We start from the raw sequence: 26,255 nt of genomic DNA on the forward strand, positions 1-26,255 counted from the left end.
TGAAATTGATTGCTGTTGCTTTAAAACTAAGATTTTTTTGGATAAAACCAAACGAGGAATAAACAGATTAGAAGCGTGATATTTAAGAGCAGATTATACTCCGTCATAGAAATACCGAAGATTTTAATAGCGGGTTTAGTGCAGGAAGTGATTGGCTGAGAGTAGAACATTTGCTTGATATGTTGTATAGACAAGTCTTTCGGGATACGGATCATCGATGAGCAAAGGGCACTTGGTTGTACAATGCCTCTTTCTACGAAGCTATGATAGGTTGATAATATGCAAGAGCTAAGGATAGTTAGGAGAATGAATATTAAAGTATATTTGCTTAATTGTCTGATGATTAAAGCAGTTAAGCAAATTTTGATTAGCGTTAAATAGGGAAACCTTTCGTAAACGCATAAAGGGCAGGGTGTATAATGGAATATATATTCAGCAATATAAGCGGTAGCAAGTGCTATTATAGAAATTGCAATTAGTCCTAAATGTAGAACTTTATAGCTATCTTTTCTGATGTAATTTATAATAGTAGTAAATGGCATGGGTTTTATTTTTTTAAGGAACGTCATTGCGAGCGACCAAAGGGAGCGTGGCAATCTCAGGATGTTTTACAAGATTACCACGCCGCTTCGCTTCTCGCAATGACGTTAGTTTATTCTTTAAAATCGTAAAAAATTCAAGTGATATTTTACAAATAAATAAATTTAGTATATTGTCACTGATTATTAATTAAAGTGCAAGAAAAATAAATGTCAGAAATTTGGGAAGATGCTATTAAGTCAAACGCTTGGCCTTTTGTTGAGGCTAAGAAAATATTAGACAGCTTAAACGGTAAAGCTCCTGAAAAAAATTATGTATTATTTGAAACGGGTTATGGTCCTTCAGGTTTACCTCATATCGGTACTTTTGGTGAGAATGCTCGTATGGTGATGGTGCAGAAAGCGTTTGAGCAATTATCCGATATTCCGACTAAGCTAATTTGCTTTTCCGATGATATGGACGGGCTTCGTAAAGTACCAAGTAACATCCCGAATTCTGAAATGGTAGCTGGGTATATGGATATGCCGCTTGCCTCTATCCCTGATCCGTTTGGTGAATGTGAAAGTTACGGGGCTTATATGAATGCAAAGCTTCGTTCATTCCTTGATAAATTCGGCTTTGAGTATGAATTTTATAGCAGTACTAACTGTTATAAAGTCGGTATGTTTGATAAAATGCTGATAAGAGTGCTTGAGAAATATGATGAGATAATGGAGTTGATGCTACCGACTTTTAGAGAAGAGCGCAAGGCTACCTATTCACCTTTCATGCCAATATGTCCGAAAACAGGTAAGGTACTGCAAGTGCCTATAGAGAAATGGGATGCTAAAGCAGGCACTGTTACATATAAAGATGAGGACAGTAATTATATAGAAGTGCCGGTAACGGGAGGGCATTGCAAATTACAGTGGAAACCGGATTTTGGTATGCGTTGGGCAGCGTTAGAAGTCGATTATGAAATGTACGGCAAAGACCATCTAGCAAATGCTCGGCTTTATTCGGAAATTTGCCGAATCCTAGGAGGTAAGCCGCCGGTGCAGCTATGTTATGAGCTATTTTTAGATGAAAACGGTGAGAAAATATCAAAATCAAAAGGTAATAGTATTAGTGTTGATGATTGGCTTAAATATGCTCCCGTTGAAAGTATGGCATTATTTATGTACCAAAATCCGACTAGAGCTAAGCGTTTGTTTTTTGATGTAATTCCTAAAAATGTTGATGAATATATTACTTTTAATCAGAAATACCATTTAGAAGAAGATAGGGCAAAGCGTTTTGCGAATCCAGTTTATCACATACATCACGGGAATGTACCGAAAATTGAGACTTTTGGTATTACCTATGGGTTGCTTTTAAATCTTACTTCTGCGTGTAATCCTTCCGATAAATCGGTACTTTGGGGATTTATTAGCAAATATGAGCCAAAAGCAACTTCAAAGACTAGTCCTTATCTTGACCACTTAGCAGAATTTGCTATAAGATATTATAATGACTTTATTAAAGCACATAAATCATATTTAGTCGTTTCCGAAAAGCATAAGGTCATTTTACAAGATATATTAGATATGTTATCTAGCATATCTGATCAAACCGAAGCTGAAGCGATTCAGAAAGCAATATATGATATAGGAATGAAAGCAGGATATGAAAATCTGCGTGATTATTTCAAGGATCTATATCAGATATTGCTAGGACAAAGCGAAGGTCCAAGACTTGGGACTTTCATAAAGCTTTACGGTATAAAAGAAACTATGAAGCTGGTTGAAGGAAAGTTGTATACGTAGATAGAACTTCAAAAATTGGCTACGTCGTCCTACAAGTACTGCAGTGCTCACGTATTAAGTAACTGCTGCCGCTCCTCGTCTTGTGGACTTCTTGCTCTTTTTGAAGTTGATCTTCGTATACTTTCACGTTGTATTAATGTTATTCCTGCGTGGGCATCTAAGCGTCATTGCGAACGAACGAAGCGAGTGCAGCAATCTCAAGAATTTTGTATTGTTTCATGAGATTGCCACGTCAAGGCTTCACCTTTCCTCGCAATGACGTTAAAATAAAAACTATTAACAAATGAATGAAATTTTTTGTAGTACGTTACCTATTTTTTTAATTACGCTTCTTGGTAGTATTATCAAAAATAAATGGTTAACTTCAGAAGAATTTTGGCGTGGTATTGAGAAATTATCGTATTTTGTACTATTTCCTGCCATGCTGTTTAATTACGTATCTACTGCCGACTTAAGCGTTGCATCGATAATTAAGTTAGTAGTGGCTCTTATTATTTCTACTATCCTTGTATCAATTGGTCTTATAATTTACCAAAAAAAATATAATATAGATAAAATCCAATTTACTTCCATTTTTCAAGGATCAATTCGTTATAATAGCTACATTTTTTTTGGAGTAAGTAGCCCGCTGCTTGGTCCTAGTGGGCTTTCTATTGTTGCTGTTATTTCTTCTTATATGATTATTTTTACCAATATTTTATCGGTAATGATTTTCGCTTATTATATCCCTAATAAATCCGTTACTAATACTATTAGAACTAGTTTTGTTTTAATGATGAAATTAATTGTGCGTAACCCTTTAATTATCGCAAGTTTAGTAGGGTTCGTTTTTAATTACTCAAATCTTGAATTACATTTAGGGCTTAAGAAAACACTAGATAGTCTTTCTAATGCTGCTTTAGCTATTGGTATGTTAAATGTTGGAGCAGGGCTTAATTTTACTATTAGGAGAGAGCTTTTACACAATGTAATGTTTACAAGCTTTATTAAATTAGTTGCATTTCCTCTAGTTAGCGTAATAGTATTATGGTTAATGTCAATTGAGGGGATAGATAGATCGGTAGGAATATTATATAGCTGTCTTCCATGTGCAAGTACGGCTTATGTTCTATCTCGTCAGCTTGACGGTGATCCTGATTCTATGGCGTCGATTATAACATTTACTACTTTTTTCTCAGTGGTTACTATATCCATTACTATGTATGTGATGGGGTGAATTTACCACGTCATTGCGAGGAAAAATTGAAAATTTTGACGAAGCAATCTCAGGAGTTTGTTATTATCTCATGAGATTGCCACGTCGCTTCGCTCCTCGCAATGACGATTTGGCGTCCACGCGAGGAGACCTTGTTGCGTAGATATAAAAAAAGTAGCTGCGAACTAAGAAAAGTAGTAAATCGACAAAAAACTTAACCACAAGTGTGTATGTCAAAGCTACAAAAAGTTTGCAACTGGAAAGAATATAACAGAAGTTTAAAGAAAAGAGGAACAATAATTTTCACATTTTGTGAAGAATATTTAAAAGAGTTATATTATGGAGGGGAACAGAGGCAAGGAGGAGCGAGAAGATATAATAGCAAGATGTATGAATATTTGCTAACAATTAAGCTGTTATTAAGATTGCCATGGCGAGCAACAAGCGGATTTGCAGAAGGAATGTTTAGCAAAATATTTGCGGGTAAGGATTTAAGAATACCGGATTATGCCCATGCATCAAGAATCGCTAGTAAGCTAAAGTTACGAGTAAAAAATATTGGAGTACAAGAGAAAGGTTCAGGGAAAGAGATAGTATTTGATAGTACCGGAGTAAATGTATATAGCACCAGTGGGTGGCATCAAAGGAAATACGGTAAGGATGGATTATAACGGTAAGGATGGATTATATCGTAAGAGAGAACAGTGGAAGAAGATACATGTAGCAGTCGATTTAGATAGTATGGAAGTACTATCTGTAGCCTATACGGATAGTAACACAAACGACTGTGAAGTTGTTGGTGATATGAGCAAAGAGATAACAGGCAAAGCTAAAACCGTTATAGCAGATGGAGCTTATGATACGCAGGAGTTTAGAAAGATAATATATGATTGGGGAGTACAAGATTTAATGCCCCCAGCACGAACATCTAAGTCACAAGATGAATTAAAGAATAAAAGCAAGGTAGAGAAAGAACATTTAGCTTACAGAGATAAAGTAATAAAAGGAATTAGAGAATATAAAAATTTTGATGAAGGTTTAAAAGCATGGAAAATTAATAGCGGCTATCATCAAAGGTCAAGGGTTGAATCGTTTATGTTTAGGTTGAAGCGAACGTTTGGCTTTAACTTACAACAAAAAACAGAGAAAGGAAGAAAAAACGAAGTAATTACTAAGATAAATATATTAAATGAAATGATTGCCCTTGGGAAAGCTCAATATAGCTTTTAGAATTATATAAAATTTAATTATTTTTATACTCTAAGCGCTATATTGACTTTTTTTAATCTCCACGCAACAACGCCTTGCGAGGAAATGACGATTCGGGGGTATCCACGCAACAACAACTGTTCGCAATGACGGAAAATCAAAACAATAAAACAGGAATTTCTAAAATGGATGAAATGAATAAAATAAATTATGCTGAAGCCCTTGAATATCATGAAAAAGATAAACCGGGTAAAATCGCTATTTCTGCAACAAAGTCTTTAGTTACTCAGCAAGATTTATCGCTTGCATATTCACCGGGTGTAGCTGCTCCTTGCCTTGAAATTGCTAAAAATTTAGAGGATGTATATAAATATACCGCTCGCGGTAATTTAGTTGCCGTAATCTCTAACGGTACTGCCGTACTTGGGCTTGGTAATTTAGGAGCGGCTGCTTCAAAACCGGTAATGGAAGGAAAAGCCGCACTATTCAAAAAATTTGCCGATATTGATGCAATTGACTTGGAAGTGAATACGGAAGACCCTGAAGAATTTATTAATGCCGTGAAATATCTCAGTTATAGTTTTGGGGGCATTAATCTTGAAGATATTAAAGCTCCTGAATGTTTTATTATAGAAGAAAAATTAAAATCTTTAATGGATATACCGGTCTTTCATGACGATCAGCATGGAACGGCGATTATTACCGCCGCAGGGCTAATAAATGCAGCATATCTTACTAATCGCAAGCTTGAAGATTTAAAAATCGTGGTTAATGGAGCAGGGGCTGCCGCTATTGCTTGCATTGATTTATTAATTGCTCTTGGAGTCGATAAATCAAAGATTATTTTATGTGATACACAAGGTGTGGTGTACAAAGGACGCCTAGAAGGTATGAATAAATGGAAAGAGCTATATGCAAGCGATACTAAGGTTAGAACCTTAGTGGAAAGCTTAAATAATGCAGATGTATTTATAGGGTTATCAGTAAAAGGGGCGGTAACTAAAGAGATGGTGAAAGGGATGGCAAATAATCCGATTATTTTTGCTATGGCTAACCCTGATCCGGAAATTACTCCTGAAGATATAAAGCTTGTGCGGGATGATGCAATTATAGCAACAGGGCGTTCTGATTATAATAATCAGATTAATAATGTTATGGGATTTCCTTATATTTTTAGAGGAGCATTAGATGTAAGAGCGAGAACCATTAATACAGAAATGAAAATAGCAGCAGCAAAAGCTATTGCAGATTTAGCCCGTAGACCTGTACCGGAAGAGGTTTATAAAGCTTACTCAGGGCGTAAGATGGTTTTCGGTAAGGAATACATCATTCCCGTACCGTTTGATCCTCGTTTAATTACCGTAGTAGCAGCAGCGGTTGCCGTTGCCGCAATAGAAAGCGGCGTTGCTAGAGTTAAAGATTTTAGTATAGGTAAATATAGGAAAGAATTGGGTAGTAGATTAAACCCTACTGCTAACTATATGAATTTCTTAGCTGAAAAAATTCATAATGCACCGCTTAAGCGGATTGTTTTTGCTGAAGGTGAGGAAGAAGAAGTAATTTCTGCCGCCCTTATGATGCGAGACGAGAAATACGGTCATCCGATTATAATTGGTCGTGTTGAGCGAATTGAGGCTACATTAAAAAAGATAGGTCAAGATATTAGTTTAGACGGAATTCAAATAATGAATGCAGCTTTAACTGATAGTTTAGAGAAATATATTGATTATTTATATAAAAGACTTCAGAGAAAAGGCTATTTATATCGTGATTGTGCTAAACTTGTTAAAACAGATAAGAATATTTTTGCCGCTTGTATGGTAGCTTGCGGTGACGGTGATGCTCTTTTAACCGGTGTTACTAAAAGCTATATCGATAGTTTAGAAGATATCATGAAAGTAATTTCACCAAAACCTAATCGTAGAATCCTTGGCTATTCAATTATGATTGCTAAAGACAATAATATTATTATTTCTGATAATTGTATTACTGAATATCCAAACAGCTTAGAGCTTGCTCAAATAGCAACACAAACGGCAGAAATTGCTAAAAATATGGGGATTACCCCAAGAGTTGCTCTTCTTTCTTTTTCCAGCTTCGGTAATGCTTCTAAGGAAAAAACAGCTCGTATTCGTGAAGCAGTAAATATACTAGAGAATTTTAGTAAAGACAAAGAAGAGCTGAGCGGCATGAAAGTAGATTTTGAATATGATGGAGAGATGTCGGTTAAGGTAGCTTTAGACGGTGATTTACGTAAATTATATAAATTTTGTAGATTATCAGGATCTGCAAATGTATTAATTATGCCTGGTTTAAATTCAGCGGCTATTTCTACTGAATTATTACAAGAATTTTCATCCAATAGCTTCATAGGTCCTATAACAAACGGTTTTGAAAAACCCATTCAAATACTTCAAGCTACAGCAACAGCTAATGAAATACTAAAAATAGCAACTTTTGCTTGCGTTGAGGCTATAAAAGAAGTTTAAGAGGCTATCTATAAATAAATTTTAACCGATAATTTATTTTTTTTGCTGCGAATTATAAGATTTTTTTGAAATATGAATAACTATTCTTGCAAGAATCTTATCAATATTTCTGAATAAAATCTTACAAGCCACAGTAACATAGTAAAATATTAAAAATTGCGGCTTTTACTTGTGTTGAATCTATAAAAGGTCTTTAATTACTAGATATTTAATTAACTTGCGAGAGATAAAATGGACTCATTAGTAAAAAACGAAGTAATTAAACTTTTTAATGATAAACCAAAAAGCGGAATTGTAAGAATTAAAAAATGGTGTGCTGATAATAATAAAGATTTTGCAGAAGAAACTGCTAAATTTTTTTATGAGGAAAAAACTAATCTAAATTTAGAGTTTGTAGGAGATTATCTTGGAACAGATGGAGGCGATAATAAAAAAGTATTAGAGAGTTTTACTAAGCAATTTGATTTTAAAGAAAAAGATTATTTAGAAAGTTTACGTGGGTTTTTACAATCATTTAAATTACCGGGCGAAGCTCAAAAAATAGATAGGTTAGTCGAAAGTTTTGGGACAAACTATTATGAACAAAATTTAAACGGTGAAATAAAAAGTAAAGATGCCGCATACATACTAGCTTACCAAACAATTATGCTTAATACCGACTTGCATAATCCTAGTATTGCCGAACCGAAAAAAATGACTTTTGACCAGTTAAAGAATAATTTAAAAGGTACTAATGAAAGTCAAAATTTTAATGATAATTTTTTGAAAAAGATATATGACGGAATAAAAGCCAAGCCTTTCGTACTAAATTTTGTAGATAGTAGTCCTGGTTATGAGATAGATAATATAAGTTCACAAAATGATCAAACTTTTAAAAAATTAAGTAAATTCTTAGAAGAAAAAAGAAATATTAGGGACATCTTTCCTAAATTACAAAATAATAATTTAACGGCAGAATTTAAAAATCCTAAAACATTGCTTAATAAGTTTACCGGTTATGAAGGGAGTGTAATAGTTAAAGATGAGAAAGGCGGTAAAGCAGAAATTCAAGTCTATAAACCAAGTGTATTTTCAAGATGGTTTTCAAGAGAAAAGTCTAAAATCATAATTCAGTCTTTAAGTGAAGAAGGAAAGCAGCCTTCAGAACAATCCTTAAAGTTAGCAGCACAAATTACCGCAAGCTTTGAAACTAAAGTAACATCTATTAAAGCAACTTATGATTATTTAAAAGAAGATTTAAAGAGTTGGTATGAGAATATTAGAAATCCTAAAAAAGAATTAGAAAGAGCTAGTTCTATTGCAGAACTACATAAAAATATTAAAGAAATTACAGAAATTGTACAGCAAACAAATCAACAAATACTTGAAAAACCTTTGGCTTCTAAAGAGAGTTTTGAAGATCTCACACAAGCAGAGATAGGAATAAAGCCAGTAGAAATACTAATAAAGAGTTCATCTCAACCAGTAGAAAAGCCAAAATTCAATTCTTTTATAGAAGAGTTAGCATGGAAGAATGCGCAAAGAAAGCAAAGTGTTGATACTCCCATAAGTCAAAATAAAGCACCTAAAATCCAAACAGATAATCATGCAAAAATTTTAGAAGAATTAAAGCAAAAACAGAAAGAATTAGAAGATAAGAAAAAAAGGACTTGAAGAAAAAAGCTAATTCTAATATTACTAGAGAAGAAAGATGGAAAATTGTTGCAGAATTGGAATCTATTAATAATCAATTCAAAGTTATAGAAAAAGAACGTAGTAATATTAATAGTGCTTCAGATAGAGAAAAAAAGTTTGATAATAAAAATAACCCCTCATCGCCTACGAAAGGAGAACCGACAGCTGCAGATTTACAGCAACAAGGAGCATTAGCAGCTATAAAACGTATGAAAGAAGAGAAGATAAAGCAGCAGCAAGCAGAAGCTACTAATCAACCTTCAAAAAATACTTCAACTATGCCTAGCGGTACTATACCGGTGCCACCTCCAATGCCTGGGAGTGGTCACCCTGTCCCACCTCCGCCACCACCCCCACCACCCCCTCCGTCAATTCCAAATATTGTAAAAGAAGAGGCGAAAGATATTGGTAAACAAATACCTCAGGAAGGAGATAAGAATAAAGAAGGACTGGCAAAAGCTATGGAGGCACAAAGAAAAAAAATAGATACAGGTAGAGGAATATAGCTTGTTGTATGGCTTGTTTTATGTCGTTCCCGCGAAGACGGGAAGCCAGAAAAAGTATAAATATAACAAATTGTTGAAATTAAAAGCTCGATCTATCTCGCTTTACGCTGGATTCCTGCTTTCGCAGGAATGACATTGGATACTTTTCTTGAACCATGCAATGCTTGTAATGACGAGCTGGTATCCAAAAGAAGTCTATTGAAACTAAATAGTTTGTATCATATGATGTTGTCACCAAAAGAAAATATTATATGTCTAATTCAGCTTTTCTAGTTGCATTTTTTACAGCAATTATCCGTTATTATGATTATGCTTTATTCGGTTTATCGGCTAGTATTCTTGCACAAAATTTCTTACCTGATATAGAGCAGGATAAACAACTACTCGGTTTTTTTGCCATTCTTAGTGCGGCCGTTATAGTACGACCTTTAGGGTCTTTAATTTTTGGATTTATCGGAGATAAATACGGGCGTACTAAATCCATTAAGATATCAATGTTCATGAGTAGTATTTCTACCGGATTAATTGCTATTACTCCTTCCTTTGAAATGATAGGTATTTTTGCTACGGTAATACTAACATTATGTCGAATGTTTTTTTTAGCAAGCCTTGCCGGAGAAGTTGACGGAATAAAGGTTTATGTGGCTGAAAAAACAGGAGATAATAGGAAAAATTTAAATATAGGAATAATTTCGTGTTGTAGCCAAATAGGTGCATTACTTGCGGCTATAGCTTATTATTATGCTAGCAATTCTGATATCCAGTATTTATGGCGTTTTAATTTCTTTATCGGTGCAATATTTGGTTTATTTGCTATTTTGATGAGAAATTTTTTTAAAGAAAGTAGCGAGTTTTTAAGAAAATCATCGAAAAGTACGATAAAACAGATAATAAAGGATAATAAAACATCTTTTATAATAGCGTTACTAATAAACGGTGCTATTGGAGGAGTGTATCACTTTTTGGTAATTTTCTTAGGAGTTTTTTTAACAAAAATAGCTTTTGTAAATCATCCTGAAATAAGATTTATGAATATAGCTCTTACTACTACCTATGGAATATCAGCCGTTTTTGCAGGGCTGCTTGCCGATAAAATAAACCCTTTAAGACAGATTACATGGACTGTATTTGCTAGCATTATTGTTGCTTTAGGAATGCAAATAATGTTATACAAACAAACATTTAATATTCTCTGTCCCATTATATTAATAGGACTTGCAGCATTTTATGCAGTACCGCTACAAATTATTGTTCAATCTTTGTTTAAGACTAATGTTAAAATGAGGCTTTATAGTCTATCTCATTCTTGTGGAGGTATTATTCTATCCTCAACTACTCCTTTCTTTAGTATGTCGTTGTGGCAAAATTTTAAGTCACTATCTCTAACTTTAAGCTTTTTTATATTTTTGCTTATAATATTAATGTGTACAGTGTTAGTTTTACGCAAGATGTTATCCTTACATGGATACGGCAACCCCCCCAAAAACAATCGACAAAAGGAGTAGAATTTTCTAGAAACAAAGGAGGAGATTCTATAAATGACAATATCAAAGCACAGTGATAGCCAAATCATGTCTATCTTAAAGCAAGCGAGCGGTGGGATGCCTGTAGCGTCTATACTGAGAGAGCACAAAATACCATCAGCGACATTTTATAAATGGAGATCAAAGTATGGTGGTATGGCTTTACCGATGATTACTAAATTAAAGGAGTTAGAATCGGAAAATGCACGGCTTAAAAAGATGTATGCTGAGGAAAGGCTAAGAGCTGATATATTAAAGGAAGTACTTGAAAAAAAGTTAGGAAGCCATCTCAAAGGCGGGAGATGGCTAAAATAATATCTGGAGAAAAAGATATTTCTATAAGGAGTGCATGCAAGATCTTTGGTGTCAGCGAAACATGCTATAGATATAAAAGGAAGCTATCATCTGAGGATGATATTATAGCAGGCCAGCTAATGCGTTTAGGGTCGTGCCTCCGTATTGCAGTTTAGAGTAAATAGTCTATAATCCTCAAACAGTAATAAGAGAGAATTATAGTTAAGGAGTTATGGCAAAAATAGATGTTAAGTGTAGATATTGTAACAACACAGAAGAAGTAATAAAGTCAGGATATTCAATTTCAAAACAACAGAGATATCAATGCAAGCGGTGTAATCGATATTTTTAATTGGAGTATATTAATAATGCATCTAAGCCTGGAGTTAAGGAGCAAATAGTAGAAATGTCAATCAACGGCTCTGGAGTTAGAGATACAGTAAGAGTATTAAAAGTGGGTATCAATACAGTTATCCGTGTTTTAAAAAAATCTAGTATTAAAAAACAATAAATCATTCTATCAGTACAACAGAAGTAATTATTGCTCCTGAGATAGATGAACAATGGTCTTATGTACAGAATAAATCCAGACAACGATGGCTTTGGTATGCTTTGGATAAGATTTCGTTAAAAGTAGTTGCTTATACGTTTGGTACAAGATGTGATAGCACATTAGAATCATTACTGAAAAAACTAGAGAATTTCAAGGTGACTTTTTACTATACAGATGGATGGGGGAGTTATGCTAGGTTATTAGACCCTAAAAAGTATATTATCAGTAAAAAATACACTCAACGGATAGAACGAAGTAACTTGAACCTTAGAACGAGATGCAAGAGGCTTGCACGTAAGACAATCTGCTTTTCCAAGTCATTGGATATTCATGATAAGGTTATTGGTACTCTTATTGAACGTATAGCTTTTTAATAGGCATAACTGCAATATGGAGGCATGACCGAATTATTTATCGTGCTCATATGAGCAAAAGCTTTAAAGACCGCGATTATATAGTTTCTGCTGAAGAAAAAGGTAGAGAAGAAGGTGTGGCAAAGAGTATAGAAGAAGGGGAAGTTACAAAAAGTATAAAAATAGCAAAAAAGATGTTAATGAAAAAAACTCGATAGAAGAAATATATGAGATTATTGAATTATCTATAGAAAAAATAAGGCAATTGAAAGCAGAAATTGAGAACCTTAAAAAATAATTAGCTTCAATGACAAAAATTTACTTTATAGCCGGTGAGATGTCAGGAGACTTTATCGGTGGACGCATAATTCAGCATTTAAAAGATAATATAGAAATAAAATGTATGGGGGTTGGCGGTAGATATATGGAAGAAGCCGGTAGCTTTAAAAGCTTATTTTCTATTACTACCATAAATTTGATGGGCTTTGTAGAAATTTTACCTCATATTTTTAAGCTTAAAAAATTAATTGATAAAACTGTGAAGGATATAACAAATAGTAAAGCCGATTTATTAATCACCATAGATTCACCGGGGTTTACTTATCGTGTGGCAAAGCGAGTAAGAAAACTTTTACCAAAGCTGAAAATGATTCATATCGTTGCACCGTCAGTTTGGGCATATAAAGAGGATAGGGCAGTAAAATACGCTCAAATTTATGATTGTTTATTTGCTTTATTACCTTTTGAACCGCCATATTTTACTAGGCTCGGACTTGATTGTAGATATATAGGTCACCCGATCATGGAGCAAGAGTTTTATAGCGATAAAGTAGCTTTACGTAAAGAGTTTAAAATAGACGAGAATGAGAGAGTTTTATGTGTTACTCTTGGAAGCAGAAAAGGAGAGATTCTAAGGCATTTACCGGTTTTTGTTTCTTCTATTGAAGAAATATTTAAGAGTTGTAATAATCTTAAAGTTATATTTACTCTTGCAAATCCTGCTCATGAGGCAATAATAAAGCCATTTTTAGAAGATGTTAAGTTTAATTATTTATTTTCAAGTGAGAGACTTAAAACTTATGCCGTTGCTGATTTAGCTTTAGCAAAATCCGGTACTAATACTTTAGAGATAGCAGCTTCCGGTACTCCTATGATTGTGGCTTATAAAGTTAATCTTGTAAGCTTTTTTATTATCAGGCTATTGATAAAAATAAAATATGTTACACTGATAAATATTATAGCAGGTAGCGAAATAATTCCGGAATTTATCCAATTTAATTGCCGAGCTAGTCTTATTAGTAATAAGCTTCAAGAGTTATTATTTAATTCTAAAAAAGCGTATGAGCAGGTAATAGAAAGCCAAAAAATTTTGCAGAAATTAGGGTTTGAATCAAATCGATCACCTTCTTATATAACTGCAGAAATTATTAAACAGGAGTTCTTAGAACCTAAAATAAAGTTGTTAAAAGAGAAAGATTAGTACTTGAACCGGTGGTCCACAACATTTTCTGAATTATAATAAACATTAATATTAATATAATAACAAAATATATTTCCATATTTTTTCTTATAGTATTAATTTGTTTCATTAAAATTTCTAAATCATTGGAAATTTTTTTGTATTCCTCATTGTGATCAGAACGCATTGTTGTCAAGAAACCGGATAAGTTTCCTAACTTATTTTGTAAAGCTTTTAACCTTTCCGTATGTTCTTCGTGTTTTAGATCGGTATTGTGATCTTGTATCATAATATATAATGCCCATTATAAGATCAGTATTAACGCCGGTATAGTAATATGAACTATGAATAAAGATTTATATTTTTCGTTTGTAATAAAAATTCTAACTTTTCATTTTACAGGAGTATACTATTGTTATAGTAAATTGGTTTACGTTATTAATTTGTTGCTTGTTAGTCATCTAATTTTAATATTTTAATTACCAAATATTAAAACTATTGATTTATTTAGCAAAAGCTATATAATTTAAATTCAACAAATATTTAACTTCAACCAAACTTTAAGTTAGTTTTACTATATGTTATTTCAAATGTCAAGAAAAAACCATATTTCGTGGTAATTTTTTTAACAATATTTCTAAGTCTTATAAAAATAATAGTTATTATGTTAAAAAACCTATTAAAAACTAAACTTTTTTTAGTTATAGTATCTCTAACTATATTCATTACTTTGCTAAATTCTAGTATATTTTATATTTTTGTGCCGGGCAATCTTACTCAAAATAAAACGATAATTATTGAACCTAAATTATCCGTAAATCAAATAGTCACAAAACTTTATTCTAATGAAGTAATCAAATATCCGAGAATTTTTAAGGTAATTGCTAAAATTTATTCTATAAAAAGACCTCTTAAAAGCGGTGAATATGTGTTTACTCGTAATATATCGCCCCTGCAAACTTTAAGAGTATTAGCAAGTGGTAAATCTATAATACATAAGATAATTGTCCCAGAAGGTACGGTGGTTGGTGAGGTTATAAAGAAAATTAATGAAGAAAGTCGATTACTTGGAGAAATAAAAGGGATAATACCGGAAGGTTTTTTAATGCCATCAACGTATTTTTTCTCTTATGGAGATCAAAAAGAGCAGATAATCGATCAAATGAGAAATTTAATGTCTGCTAATTTAGATAAGGTGATGCAAAATCTTGCGCCGGATTCTCCGTTAAAAACTAGACTCGAAGTATTAACGCTAGCTTCTATAATTGAAAAAGAAGCCGGTTCAAATGCAGAAAAACCTATTATAGCCGCAGTATTCATTAATCGTTTAAAGAAAAATATGAAGTTACAATCCGATCCGACTACTATCTACGCTTTGACTGAGGGTAAATTTAAATTAGCAAGAGCTTTAACAAGAAAAGATCTATTGCAAGAACTACCATATAATACTTATTACATAAAAGGTTTACCGCCAGGTCCGATTTCCTGTCCATCGCTAAAATCTTTAGAAGCAGTGGTAAAACCTGCTAAAACGGATGCCTTATTTTTTGTGGTTGACGGTAAAGGCGGACATAATTTTTCTAACAATCTTAATGATCATAATAGATTTGTTGAAACTTATAGAAAAAGTCTGATTAGAGTACCTGAGTCGGAAATTGATCCTGACAAGCCATCTACTTGATCAACTTCAAAAAGAGCACAAAGTCTTATAAGATCTGCGGTACTCACGTATTAAGTATACGCTGCGTTCCTCGCCTTATAGACTCCGTGCTCTTTTTGAAGTTGATCTTCGTATATTTTTATCCATTTAACAGATGTTATCGTGAATAATACAGAATTTAGTAAAATAGCCGAAACAACAATTGCATATATAGCCGACAAGATAGAAGAGCAAGATAAAGAAGCAAGTATAGATGTAGATTTACAAGGTGATATATTAAACCTTGATACTGATAAAGGTATATATGTAATAAACAAACAAAGTGCAGCTAAAGAAATTTGGTTGTCATCGCCGGTTAGCGGTCCTTATCATTTTTTTTATGAACAAGGAAAATGGAAAAATAAAATAGAACTTGAGCTGATGGCTATTTTGACGGAAGAACTTAATATTAAATTTGATAATATATGAAAGATTTTAAAACTGCCGATAGTGCTGAAAAAGTTTATAATTTAATAATAGAAAATGCACCTACTGATACATCTATATTCTTCGATGTTGATGATACGTTTTTAACTCCTAAATCAAAAACTTTTAGAAAAGCTCCTTATAATAAAATGATTGATAGAATTAAGGAAAATAAAAGTAATTATGATAATTATGAAGAAATTATCAATAATTGGCGGCTTCAGCGAAAAGTAATATTAATTGATGAAGAGTGGGCAGAAGTTATAAACAAGCTCAAGGCAAAGTGGTCGTGCCTCCGTATTGCAGTTTAGAGTAAATAGTCTATAATCCTCAAACAGTAATAAGAGAGAATTATAGTTAAGGAGTTATGGCAAAAATAGATGTTAAGTGTAGATATTGTAACAACACAGAAGAAGTAATAAAGTCAGGATATTCAATTTCAAAACAACAGAGATATCAATGCAAGCGGTGTAATCGATATTTTCAATTGGAGTATATTAATAATGCATCTAAGCCTGGAGTTAAGGAGCAAATAGTAGAAATGTCAATCAACGGCTCTGGAGTTAGAGATACAGTAAGAGTATTAAAAGTGGGTATCAATACAGTTATCCGTGTTTTAAAAAAATCTAGTATTAAAAAACAATAAATCATTCTATCAGTACAACAGAAGTAATTATTGCTCCTGAGATAGATGAACAATGGTCTTATGTACAGAATAAATCCAGACAACGATGGCTTTGGTATGCTTTGGATAAGATTTCGTTAAAAGTAGTTGCTTATACGTTTGGTACAAGATGTGATAGCACATTAGAATCATTACTGAAAAAACTAGAGAATTTCAAGGTGACTTTTTACTATACAGATGGATGGGGGAGTTATGCTAGGTTATTAGACCCTAAAAAGTATATTATCAGTAAAAAATACACTCAACGGATAGAACGAAGTAACTTGAACCTTAGAACGAGATGCAAGAGGCTTGCACGTAAGACAATCTGCTTTTCCAAGTCATTGGATATTCATGATAAGGTTATTGGTACTCTTATTGAACGTATAGCTTTTTAATAGGCATAACTGCAATATGGAGGCATGACCTGAATATAGTTAGAGATACTATAACTAAAAAAAGTTTAGTTTTTAATAGGTTTTTTAACATAATAACTATTATTTTTATAAGACTTAGAAATATTGTTAAAAAAATTACCACGAAATATGGTTTTTTCTTGACATTTGAAATAACATATAGTAAAACTAACTTAAAGTTTGGTTGAAGTTAAATATTTGTTGAATTTAAATTATATAGCTTTTGCTAAATAAATCAATAGTTTTAATATTTGGTAATTAAAATATTAAAATTAGATGACTAACAAGCAACAAATTAATAACGTAAACCAATTTACTATAACAATAGTATACTCCTGTAAAATGAAAAGTTAGAATTTTTATTACAAACGAAAAATATAAATCTTTATTCATAGTTCATATTACTATACCGGCGTTAATACTGATCTTATAATGGGCATTATATATTATGATACAAGATCACAATACCGATCTAAAACACGAAGAACATACGGAAAGGTTAAAAGCTTTACAAAATAAGTTAGGAAACTTATCCGGTTTCTTGACAACAATGCGTTCTGATCACAATGAGGAATACAAAAAAATTTCCAATGATTTAGAAATTTTAATGAAACAAATTAATACTATAAGAAAAAATATGGAAATATATTTTGTTATTATATTAATATTAATGTTTATTATAATTCAGAAAATGTTGTGGACCACCGGTTCAAGTACTAATCTTTCTCTTTTAACAACTTTATTTTAGGTTCTAAGAACTCCTGTTTAATAATTTCTGCAGTTATATAAGAAGGTGATCGATTTGATTCAAACCCTAATTTCTGCAAAATTTTTTGGCTTTCTATTACCTGCTCATACGCTTTTTTAGAATTAAATAATAACTCTTGAAGCTTATTACTAATAAGACTAGCTCGGCAATTAAATTGGATAAATTCCGGAATTATTTCGCTACCTGCTATAATATTTATCAGTGTAACATATTTTATTTTTATCAATAGCCTGATAATAAAAAAGCTTACAAGATTAACTTTATAAGCCACAATCATAGGAGTACCGGAAGCTGCTATCTCTAAAGTATTAGTACCGGATTTTGCTAAAGCTAAATCAGCAACGGCATAAGTTTTAAGTCTCTCACTTGAAAATAAATAATTAAACTTAACATCTTCTAAAAATGGCTTTATTATTGCCTCATGAGCAGGATTTGCAAGAGTAAATATAACTTTAAGATTATTACAACTCTTAAATATTTCTTCAATAGAAGAAACAAAAACCGGTAAATGCCTTAGAATCTCTCCTTTTCTGCTTCCAAGAGTAACACATAAAACTCTCTCATTCTCGTCTATTTTAAACTCTTTACGTAAAGCTACTTTATCGCTATAAAACTCTTGCTCCATGATCGGGTGACCTATATATCTACAATCAAGTCCGAGCCTAGTAAAATATGGCGGTTCAAAAGGTAATAAAGCAAATAAACAATCATAAATTTGAGCGTATTTTACTGCCCTATCCTCTTTATATGCCCAAACTGACGGTGCAACGATATGAATCATTTTCAGCTTTGGTAAAAGTTTTCTTACTCGCTTTGCCACACGATAAGTAAACCCCGGTGAATCTATGGTGATTAATAAATCGGCTTTACTATTTGTTATATCCTTCACAGTTTTATCAATTAATTTTTTAAGCTTAAAAATATGAGGTAAAATTTCTACAAAGCCCATCAAATTTATGGTAGTAATAGAAAATAAGCTTTTAAAGCTACCGGCTTCTTCCATATATCTACCGCCAACCCCCATACATTTTATTTCTATATTATCTTTTAAATGCTGAATTATGCGTCCACCGATAAAGTCTCCTGACATCTCACCGGCTATAAAGTAAATTTTTGTCATTGAAGCTAATTATTTTTTAAGGTTCTCAATTTCTGCTTTCAATTGCCTTATTTTTTCTATAGATAATTCAATAATCTCATATATTTCTTCTATCGAGTTTTTTTCATTAACATCTTTTTTGCTATTTTTATACTTTTTGTAACTTCCCCTTCTTCTATACTCTTTGCCACACCTTCTTCTCTACCTTTTTCTTCAGCAGAAACTATATAATCGCGGTCTTTAAAGCTTTTGCTCATATGAGCACGATAAATAATTCGGTCATGCCTCCATATTGCAGTTATGCCTATTAAAAAGCTATACGTTCAATAAGAGTACCAATAACCTTATCATGAATATCCAATGACTTGGAAAAGCAGATTGTCTTACGTGCAAGCCTCTTGCATCTCGTTCTAAGGTTCAAGTTACTTCGTTCTATCCGTTGAGTGTATTTTTTACTGATAATATACTTTTTAGGGTCTAATAACCTAGCATAACTCCCCCATCCATCTGTATAGTAAAAAGTCACCTTGAAATTCTCTAGTTTTTTCAGTAATGATTCTAATGTGCTATCACATCTTGTACCAAACGTATAAGCAACTACTTTTAACGAAATCTTATCCAAAGCATACCAAAGCCATCGTTGTCTGGATTTATTCTGTACATAAGACCATTGTTCATCTATCTCAGGAGCAATAATTACTTCTGTTGTACTGATAGAATGATTTATTGTTTTTTAATACTAGATTTTTTTAAAACACGGATAACTGTATTGATACCCACTTTTAATACTCTTACTGTATCTCTAACTCCAGAGCCGTTGATTGACATTTCTACTATTTGCTCCTTAACTCCAGGCTTAGATGCATTATTAATATACTCCAATTAAAAATATCGATTACACCGCTTGCATTGATATCTCTGTTGTTTTGAAATTGAATATCCTGACTTTATTACTTCTTCTGTGTTGTTACAATATCTACACTTAACATCTATTTTTGCCATAACTCCTTAACTATAATTCTCTCTTATTACTGTTTGAGGATTATAGACTATTTACTCTAAACTGCAATACGGAGGCACGACCAAAGCATATTATCAGTAAAAAATACACTCAACGGATAGAACGAAGTAACTTGAACCTTAGAACGAGATGCAAGAGGCTTGCACGTAAGACAATCTGCTTTTCCAAGTCATTGGATATTCATGATAAGGTTATTGGTACTCTTATTGAACGTATAGCTTTTTAATAGGCGTAACTGCAATATGGAGGCATGACCCTTCTTCTGTGTTGTTACAATATCTACACTTAACATCTATTTTTGCCATAACTCCTTAACTATAATTCTCTCTTATTACTGTTTGAGGATTATAGACTATTTACTCTAAACTGCAATACGGAGGCACGACCAAATTTTGTCTTATCTTCCATTGACATAAATCCCCTATATTTAATAGTTGTTATTTTATTAAACCATTATTCATCAAGTCAGACAAGTTAATTAAAATTAAATTAAGTTAAAATATTAGTTAGAAATATTAAACTGTTACTTTAGAGATACTCTATATTGTTAATAATTTATGTACCATATAAGAAACTACTTTTATTCATTTTAAACTTATTTCAAAAAGAGGATGTAATACCGCTTTTAAAAGAAAAGAAATATATATGATATTTTTTTAGAGATAGAAGTTTTCTATATTACCCAATCGTAAGCCTTAAGCAATTGTAGAAGTCAAGATTTAATCTTACAGACATTATAAAAATTATATCTGAATGTCTGATAAGTTATGACTGTCAGATGAGTATTCAAGATATAAGATTTCGTTATTCTTTTCAACAGCTAACTTTTTACTATCCATAAAAGTCTGCATAGGTGTTTTTCCATAGCAATATTTACCGGAATGCGGTCTTTCATTATTATAATATTCTAGCCAAATATCAAGATCTAGTTGTAGATCATCAAGATCAGTATAGATCTTTTTACGCATAGCAGTATCAAAGAATTCTTGTTTCATAGTTTTATTAAAACGTTCACACATACCATTTGTTTGAGGAGAATATGCTTTAGTAGTAGTATGCTCAATACCCTCAATGCTTAAGAACAATTCAAAAGCATGATGTTCTATATTACCTTTATACTCACCACCTCTATCAGTTAAAATACGAAGTACTGGTATTTGCTGACTCTCATACCATGGTAACACTCTATCATTAAGCATGTCAGCAGCGGTAAGTGCTGTTTTATCAGTATATAGTTTAGCCTCTGCAACCCGAGTGTAACTATCAATAAACACTTGAGAATATACCTTGCCTATGCCTTTAAAATTACCTACATAATATGTGTCTTGGCATCCTAGATAACCTGGATGCTGTGTATCAATCTCACCATGAGCTTCTTTCTCGCTACGCCGTTTCTCTAATACTTGTAACTGAGCTTCGGTAAGAACAATACCATCCTGAGCCATTTTGGCTTCTAATGCTTTAAGTCTTTTATTGATATTATTTAAATCATTACGTAGCCAAATAGATCTAACTCCTCCAGGTGATACAAGAATACCAGTCTTTTTAAGCTCATTTGATACTCGCAGCTGACCATAAGCGGGGTATTCTATTGCCATATCTAATACTGCTCTCTCTACGGCAGGATCAACTCTATTCGCTATAATTGGCTTCTTCCGACTAATCTCATATAATGCTTCTTCTCCTCCTGTTTCATATAACTCTTTAAACCTATAATAACTGTCTCTACTGTAACCCATAGCTTTATATGCTGACGATATACTACCAAGACTCCTAGCTAATTCTAGTAATCCTATTTTTGGCTTTATTATTTTTTGATTTAGATTCATCTCTAATCCTCCATTTAATATTATCTTAATTTTACTAAATGTAAGATTAAATCTCAACTATTACACGTTATTTACACTAGAGCCTGAATGGATATTGAATTTTAGAAGTGAAATATTAACTACTTGGTTTAAAATATTTCCTTTTTTTGCTAGTGATTATTTTTACCTTACAATTATTGCGATTGTTTACTGGTTAAATCCAAGAAATAGATTATTTTTGGATTTAGGCTGGCTTGTATCATTTGCAACATTATTGAATGTTATTATTAAAAAAGCTTTTTCTATTCCTCGTCCCCCTAGTACATTACATATGTTATCTATTAATGACGGATCATTTGGCTTCCCTAGTGGAGATGTACAGGTGGCTACTGTTTTCTTTATGATAATATTTTTATCATTTAATCCAAAAACGTTAAAAATAATATCTATCGCAATGATTATTAATATTATGCTTTCACGCCTATATCTTGGAGTACATAGTATATATGATGTTATAGGTGGTATGATTTTTGAAGTGTTAATTGTTTTATTTTATAGAAGTAATTTTATGCAGACACAAATAAGTAGATGGGAAAATAGTGCTAAATCTTATTATTGTATATTGGTTTTTGTGATAGGTATATGTTTCTTTTTATAGAAAGACAATCCTTTTCCCTTACTGCTTTTATTATCAATAGGAACTTTATTGGGTTATGGTATCGTATATATTTGCTTTAAGTATAATTCTGATTGGATCTTAAATAATGTTCAAAAAACTATAGGTATAATTATTAGTTTTGCTCTGTTATTCTTTTTTATAAAACTTTTCCTATAATAAAAAATTCAACAATATTATTTAATTTTACACTTTTGCTTAAATTTGCCTTATTGCCTGTTTTGATTTATATTTTACTTCCTATAATACAAAGAAAACTAAAAAATAGATCAAATTAAATTTCTTTCACAAAATCCGATATACAGATTTAAAAATATTCGCATGATAATCTAATATATCAAGTATTGACAAAGTACTTACATTATTTAAAATAAATTAAACATTAAAAATGGTTGTGTTATGGGTATCAAACTAGATCCTTACGAACAAGATATTGAAGATAATTTTGAAAAGCAGCAAAAAATTGATGATAAAGTGAAATAGCTTTGCTTCAAAAATTTGCAAAAGCACATCTTAATAAAAAGAGATCCGTTACTATCAGGATTGCAGAACATGACATAGAAGCAATAAAAATTAAAGCTTCTAAGCATGGTTTGCCTGATCAAACCTATCTTAATATGCTAATCCATTCAGATGCTACTAAACTCTAAATAATATGACCAAGTATAGATATAATCATGAAAAAAACGCTAAGTTATTGCATGAGCGTAATATAGGGTTTGAAGAGATAGTTCGGTCAATTGAAGACGGTAATTTATTAGATATTAAATTACATCATAATCAAGAGAAATATAAAGGTCAAAAAATTTTATATGTTAGAATGATTGAGTAAGTATATGCAGTACCTTATATAAAAGGTGATAAAGATGCTATTTTCCTTAACATTTTATTTCCTAGCAGAAAAGCAAAAAAGGAATTTTTAAAAAATAAGAAATAATATATGAGTTTTATAGAAGAATTTATAAATAAAGGATATCTCCATCAATGTACCGATTTGGATCGGTTAACTGCTATAACGAAAGAAACAAAAATAGCGGCTTATATAGGCTTTGACTGTACTGCTACCTCGCTACATATTGGTAGTTTAATGCAGATAATGATACTACGGTTACTTCAGCAACACGGGCATAAGCCTATTGTAATTATCGGCAGCGGTACGAGTAAAATCGGTGATCCTACTTGGAAAGACGAAGCTCGCAAAATCCTAAGTAAAGAAGATATAGCTAAAAATGCTGAAGGGATTAAAAAATCTTTATCGAAATTTATCAAATTCGGCGAAGGTGAAAGTGATGCTATAATGCTGGATAACGCAGAGTGGTTAGATTCGCTCAATTATCTAGAGTTCTTAAGAGATTTTGGGATTCATTTTTCAATCAACCGTATGCTTACTATGGATTCGGTAAAGCTAAGGCTTGAGCGTGAGCAGCATTTAAGCTTTTTAGAGTTTAACTATATGTTGTTGCAAGCATATGATTTTTACTATTTAAGCAAGCATTATAATTGCAGCCTGCAGCTTGGCGGTAGCGATCAGTGGGGCAATATCGTCATGGGAGCGGATTTAATCCGTAAAATAAGCGGCAAAGATGTGTTCGGTATGACGACGCCGCTACTTACGACTAGCTCGGGTGCTAAGATGGGCAAGACTGCTGCGGGAGCAGTATGGCTTAATGAAGATTTGTTAAGCCCGTATGATTATTACCAATATTGGCGTAACTGTGAAGATGCCGACATAGTTAGATTTGCCAAATTATATAGCGAGTTAACGGAGGAAGAGCTTAATAAGTTTGAAAGTTTAGCGGCTGAAGATATTAACTCTGCTAAAAAACAGCTTGCTTATGAGCTAACTAAGCTTTGTCATTCGGAGCAGACAGCAAAATCAGCTTTAGAAACTGCGGTAAAGATATTTGAAGAAGGGCAAATCGATGAGAATTCACCTACCGTTGTTTTAGGGCAGGAGGTATTACAAGCGGGTATTAGTGCGTATGAGTTATTTCATGAAGCAGGTCTTGCTAGCTCTAAGTCAGAAGCACGCAAACTTATAAGAGGGAAAGGTGCTAAAATAAATGATAGATTAATCGAAGATGAGAATATGATAATTAATACTACTTTCCTACTCGATAAAAATGTTATAAAGCTCTCTGCCGGTAAGAAAAGACATATATTGGTTAGGGTTTGAATATTTTTTTAGATTGCCATGCTCCATTCAGTTGCAACATTATTGTATGGCTCAAATACATTACGTTAGACAAATTGTATATTTTCTATCTAATGAACCCCTATAACATAAGTTAAATTCAAATTTAAAAAGTAATGACTAAAATAAGGCTTGATGAATATTTGCTGCACAAAGGTTTTGTAACAGATATTACTGTAGCACGAAGCTTGATTATCCAAGGTAAAGTACATAATAAGAATGAGCAGTTAATTAAGCCTGGGATGCAGGTTAATATAAATGATATCGACATTAAGGTAAAGCTTCCGCAGCATAATTATGTTTCAAGAGGTGCATTAAAGTTAATTGCTGCTTTGGATTATTTTAAAATTGATCCTGAAAATTTAGTTTGTATTGATATCGGTAGTAGCACCGGCGGTTTTACCGAAGTATTACTTGAGCGTAAAGCAAAATTAATTTTTGCCGTAGATGTCGGTTATGGCGAACTTCATCCTAAATTACGTGACAGTCCACAAATTAAAGTGCTTGAGAAGACCAATGCACGATATTTAACCGATAAGCAAATAACAACGAAGTCTGATTTAATTGTTTGTGATGCCAGCTTTATTAGTTTAACTACTATATTACCGACTCCACTAAATTTAGCTAAAGAAGATTGCATGCTTATTGCTTTAATAAAACCGCAGTTTGAGGTCGAAAAGCATGAAGTAGAGCAGGGAGGAATTATTAAAAATCCTCTCTTACATCAAAAAGTATGCGATAAAATCAATGATTGGCTTGAGAAAGAGTATAACTTTAAAACATTTGGTATAATAGAAAGCCCAATACTTGGAGCTAAAGGGAATAAGGAGTTTTTAATAGCGGGACATTTTAGGCCTTGATAATTAGATAACTAATCACTGTTTGTCTAGAAAATAAATCCAACAAAAATTATGCAGCATTAAAAAGAGACTAAAATAACAAATAAGATAAAATGCCATAAAAAGTGCTTTCTTAAAAAGTTTATCTTTTATTACAAAATAAGTAGGGGCTACTAGAAATAAAAGCAAGATACCTAAATTAATAGCCGCTCGGTCAAACAGGAAAGTTTTTTTGATTTCGCCACAAAATATACTTATCATATAACCCTAATGATAATAATACGAGGCAAAAAATTCCTATGATAAATAAAATTATATTACAATAAGAAAAAGCTTCCTTAAATTTTAAAAACATATATCTTGTTATAGTTATAAGGAGTTCGCTATAAGTAATTTTTTTAAACTGTAAAGATAGAAGTACGTTTCCTTAAAATTTTTGAGATTAGTATATATTTAAAAATATAAAGTTAAATATTGCTTATATATTCTAATTAGTGTATTTTCGTTACGGATAAGCATTATAAAAGTTATAAAGAGGTGGGTTTGTCCCACCTTTTTTGTTATAAATATTAAATATGCAAACTATTGAACAACAAATAACAAACGTAATAGAAGAGTCTTTGACGGAGATGGGGTTTGAGTTAGTTCTTGTTAAGTTTAAAGGTGCTAACCCTAAAGTAGTCGAGATATTAATTGATAGTTTAAACGGTGAAAAAATATCTGTGGAAGATTGCACTAAAGCAAGTAGGACTATCTCCGCTATTCTAGATGTCGAGGATTTAATAGAAGAGGCGTACTCGTTAGAAGTAGCCTCAAGCGGTCTTGAGCGTCCGTTAGTAAATTTTGAAAATTATAGTAGATTTTTAGGAAGAGAAGCTAGAATTAAACTTAAAGAATTATTGAACGGCAAAACTCGTTATCAGGGTAAAATAATTAAAGCCGAAAATAATAAAATATATTTAAAATGTGAAGAACAAGAAGTACCAATTGATTATGATTTAATTAAAAATGCCAATCTAGTTTTAACTGAAGAAGTATTTAAAAAATTGCTAAAGCAATAAGAGA

General features: G+C 32.2%; 22 protein-coding genes and 9 pseudogenes. 24 read left to right on the forward strand and 7 right to left on the reverse strand.

What is annotated here, in order from left to right; genetic code table 11:
• Positions 1-26 precede the first annotated feature (26 nt).
• The gene (locus AC0ODJ_RS04495) at positions 27-542 is read right to left on the reverse strand and encodes a disulfide bond formation protein B (protein ID WP_218460862.1); all 516 of its coding nucleotides are present in this window, start codon (positions 540-542) and stop codon (positions 27-29) included.
• A 207-nt stretch (positions 543-749) separates the two neighbouring features.
• Here AC0ODJ_RS04495 and AC0ODJ_RS04500 point away from each other — a divergent pair, with 207 nt between their 5' ends.
• Both AC0ODJ_RS04500 and AC0ODJ_RS04505 read left to right on the forward strand, forming a co-directional pair.
• Positions 750-2,324 (forward strand): lysine--tRNA ligase, encoded by a 1,575-nt coding sequence (locus tag AC0ODJ_RS04500; RefSeq protein WP_218460861.1) that lies wholly within the window; start codon positions 750-752, stop codon positions 2,322-2,324.
• A gap of 283 nt (positions 2,325-2,607) precedes the next feature.
• On the forward strand, positions 2,608-3,540 hold the full coding sequence (locus tag AC0ODJ_RS04505; RefSeq protein WP_218460860.1) for an AEC family transporter: 933 nt from the start codon (positions 2,608-2,610) through the stop codon (positions 3,538-3,540).
• A gap of 8 nt (positions 3,541-3,548) precedes the next feature.
• On the opposite strand, the pseudogene AC0ODJ_RS04510 reads toward AC0ODJ_RS04505, so the two are convergent.
• Positions 3,549-3,686 (reverse strand): annotated as a pseudogene (locus AC0ODJ_RS04510) (polysaccharide polymerase); the annotation flags it as partial.
• 63 nt (positions 3,687-3,749) lie between these two features.
• On the opposite strand from AC0ODJ_RS04510, the gene AC0ODJ_RS04515 reads away from it, so the two are divergent.
• From AC0ODJ_RS04515 to lpxB (AC0ODJ_RS04560), 10 genes and pseudogenes are all read left to right on the forward strand, one after another.
• Positions 3,750-4,190 (forward strand): transposase, encoded by a 441-nt coding sequence (locus tag AC0ODJ_RS04515; protein WP_121843865.1) that lies wholly within the window; start codon positions 3,750-3,752, stop codon positions 4,188-4,190.
• Positions 4,180-4,749 (forward strand): transposase, encoded by a 570-nt coding sequence (locus AC0ODJ_RS04520; protein WP_474464397.1) that lies wholly within the window; start codon positions 4,180-4,182, stop codon positions 4,747-4,749. The genes AC0ODJ_RS04515 and AC0ODJ_RS04520 overlap by 11 nt, the downstream gene beginning before the upstream one ends.
• 164 nt (positions 4,750-4,913) lie before the next feature.
• Complete coding sequence (locus tag AC0ODJ_RS04525) at positions 4,914-7,217, forward strand: NADP-dependent malic enzyme (protein WP_218460009.1); 2,304 nt, start codon at positions 4,914-4,916, stop codon at positions 7,215-7,217.
• Positions 7,218-7,448: 231 nt separating this feature from the next.
• A complete protein-coding gene (gene ralF, locus AC0ODJ_RS04530) occupies positions 7,449-8,870 on the forward strand; it encodes a T4SS guanine nucleotide exchange effector RalF (protein WP_474465099.1) in 1,422 nt (473 codons plus the stop codon).
• Positions 8,867-9,397, forward strand: coding sequence for a hypothetical protein (locus tag AC0ODJ_RS04535; protein WP_474465102.1), 531 nt, complete (start codon positions 8,867-8,869; stop codon positions 9,395-9,397). Before ralF ends, AC0ODJ_RS04535 begins: the two co-directional genes overlap by 4 nt.
• 251 nt (positions 9,398-9,648) lie before the next feature.
• Positions 9,649-10,902, forward strand: coding sequence for an MFS transporter (locus AC0ODJ_RS04540; RefSeq protein WP_218460005.1), 1,254 nt, complete (start codon positions 9,649-9,651; stop codon positions 10,900-10,902).
• Positions 10,903-10,935: 33 nt separating this feature from the next.
• Positions 10,936-11,378: pseudogene (locus tag AC0ODJ_RS04545) on the forward strand (transposase); the annotation flags it as partial.
• A gap of 68 nt (positions 11,379-11,446) precedes the next feature.
• A pseudogene (locus tag AC0ODJ_RS04550) lies at positions 11,447-12,141 on the forward strand (IS1 family transposase).
• Between the two features lie 26 nt (positions 12,142-12,167).
• A pseudogene (locus tag AC0ODJ_RS04555) lies at positions 12,168-12,418 on the forward strand (RpnC/YadD family protein); the annotation flags it as partial.
• Between the two features lie 9 nt (positions 12,419-12,427).
• Positions 12,428-13,600: a lipid-A-disaccharide synthase gene (gene lpxB / locus AC0ODJ_RS04560; RefSeq protein WP_474465105.1), complete on the forward strand. Its 1,173-nt coding sequence runs from the start codon at positions 12,428-12,430 to the stop codon at positions 13,598-13,600.
• Here lpxB (AC0ODJ_RS04560) and AC0ODJ_RS04565 read toward each other — a convergent pair.
• Positions 13,569-13,868, reverse strand: coding sequence for a hypothetical protein (locus AC0ODJ_RS04565; RefSeq protein ID WP_218460735.1), 300 nt, complete (start codon positions 13,866-13,868; stop codon positions 13,569-13,571). The two genes, lpxB (AC0ODJ_RS04560) and AC0ODJ_RS04565, sit on opposite strands and share 32 nt — an antisense overlap.
• A gap of 375 nt (positions 13,869-14,243) precedes the next feature.
• Here AC0ODJ_RS04565 and mltG point away from each other — a divergent pair, with 375 nt between their 5' ends.
• The 5 genes and pseudogenes from mltG to AC0ODJ_RS04590 all read left to right on the forward strand — a co-directional run bounded on the left by mltG (position 14,244) and on the right by AC0ODJ_RS04590 (position 17,532).
• The gene (mltG, locus tag AC0ODJ_RS04570) at positions 14,244-15,260 is read left to right on the forward strand and encodes an endolytic transglycosylase MltG (protein ID WP_474465109.1); all 1,017 of its coding nucleotides are present in this window, start codon (positions 14,244-14,246) and stop codon (positions 15,258-15,260) included.
• Between the two features lie 141 nt (positions 15,261-15,401).
• A complete protein-coding gene (gene cyaY, locus AC0ODJ_RS04575; protein ID WP_218460733.1) occupies positions 15,402-15,707 on the forward strand; it encodes an iron donor protein CyaY in 306 nt (101 codons plus the stop codon).
• Positions 15,704-15,991 (forward strand): annotated as a pseudogene (locus AC0ODJ_RS04580) (DUF2608 domain-containing protein); the annotation flags it as partial. The gene cyaY and the pseudogene AC0ODJ_RS04580, both read left to right, overlap by 4 nt.
• Before the next feature lie 80 nt (positions 15,992-16,071).
• A protein-coding gene (locus tag AC0ODJ_RS04585) for an IS1 family transposase (RefSeq protein WP_474465112.1) occupies positions 16,072-16,766 on the forward strand; the annotation gives its coding sequence in 2 pieces (ribosomal slippage) (positions 16,072-16,345 and positions 16,345-16,766; 696 coding nt in all).
• Between the two features lie 466 nt (positions 16,767-17,232).
• The gene (locus AC0ODJ_RS04590; RefSeq protein ID WP_218460735.1) at positions 17,233-17,532 is read left to right on the forward strand and encodes a hypothetical protein; all 300 of its coding nucleotides are present in this window, start codon (positions 17,233-17,235) and stop codon (positions 17,530-17,532) included.
• Here AC0ODJ_RS04590 and lpxB (AC0ODJ_RS04595) read toward each other — a convergent pair.
• The 3 genes and pseudogenes from lpxB (AC0ODJ_RS04595) to AC0ODJ_RS04605 all read right to left on the reverse strand — a co-directional run bounded on the left by lpxB (AC0ODJ_RS04595) (position 17,501) and on the right by AC0ODJ_RS04605 (position 19,654).
• Complete coding sequence (gene lpxB / locus AC0ODJ_RS04595) at positions 17,501-18,673, reverse strand: lipid-A-disaccharide synthase (RefSeq protein ID WP_474465105.1); 1,173 nt, start codon at positions 18,671-18,673, stop codon at positions 17,501-17,503. The two genes, AC0ODJ_RS04590 and lpxB (AC0ODJ_RS04595), sit on opposite strands and share 32 nt — an antisense overlap.
• Positions 18,674-18,682: 9 nt before the next feature.
• Positions 18,683-18,933, reverse strand: a pseudogene (locus AC0ODJ_RS04600) (RpnC/YadD family protein); the annotation flags it as partial.
• Positions 18,934-18,959: 26 nt separating this feature from the next.
• Positions 18,960-19,654: pseudogene (locus AC0ODJ_RS04605) on the reverse strand (IS1 family transposase).
• Between the two features lie 29 nt (positions 19,655-19,683).
• On the opposite strand from AC0ODJ_RS04605, the gene AC0ODJ_RS04610 reads away from it, so the two are divergent.
• The gene (locus AC0ODJ_RS04610) at positions 19,684-19,899 is read left to right on the forward strand and encodes an IS1 family transposase (protein WP_474465744.1); all 216 of its coding nucleotides are present in this window, start codon (positions 19,684-19,686) and stop codon (positions 19,897-19,899) included.
• Between the two features lie 517 nt (positions 19,900-20,416).
• On the opposite strand, the gene AC0ODJ_RS04615 is transcribed toward AC0ODJ_RS04610, so the two are convergent.
• A complete protein-coding gene (locus AC0ODJ_RS04615; RefSeq protein ID WP_121834048.1) occupies positions 20,417-21,502 on the reverse strand; it encodes an IS481 family transposase in 1,086 nt (361 codons plus the stop codon).
• Positions 21,503-21,596: 94 nt separating this feature from the next.
• On the opposite strand from AC0ODJ_RS04615, the gene AC0ODJ_RS04620 reads away from it, so the two are divergent.
• The 6 genes and pseudogenes from AC0ODJ_RS04620 (at position 21,597) to rimP (ending at position 26,251) form a co-directional block, all read left to right on the forward strand.
• Positions 21,597-22,139, forward strand: coding sequence for a phosphatase PAP2 family protein (locus AC0ODJ_RS04620; RefSeq protein WP_256621186.1), 543 nt, complete (start codon positions 21,597-21,599; stop codon positions 22,137-22,139).
• Between the two features lie 417 nt (positions 22,140-22,556).
• Positions 22,557-22,807 (forward strand): annotated as a pseudogene (locus tag AC0ODJ_RS04625) (CopG family antitoxin).
• A gap of 5 nt (positions 22,808-22,812) precedes the next feature.
• Positions 22,813-23,094: pseudogene (locus tag AC0ODJ_RS04630) on the forward strand (hypothetical protein).
• A gap of 3 nt (positions 23,095-23,097) precedes the next feature.
• Positions 23,098-24,333, forward strand: coding sequence for a tyrosine--tRNA ligase (gene tyrS / locus AC0ODJ_RS04635; protein ID WP_218460118.1), 1,236 nt, complete (start codon positions 23,098-23,100; stop codon positions 24,331-24,333).
• Positions 24,334-24,467: 134 nt separating this feature from the next.
• A complete protein-coding gene (locus AC0ODJ_RS04640; protein WP_474465115.1) occupies positions 24,468-25,211 on the forward strand; it encodes a TlyA family RNA methyltransferase in 744 nt (247 codons plus the stop codon).
• A gap of 554 nt (positions 25,212-25,765) precedes the next feature.
• A complete protein-coding gene (gene rimP, locus AC0ODJ_RS04645; RefSeq protein WP_218460116.1) occupies positions 25,766-26,251 on the forward strand; it encodes a ribosome maturation factor RimP in 486 nt (161 codons plus the stop codon).
• The last annotated feature ends 4 nt before the right edge of the window (positions 26,252-26,255 follow it).

This window comes from Rickettsia senegalensis (genome assembly GCF_056135685.1).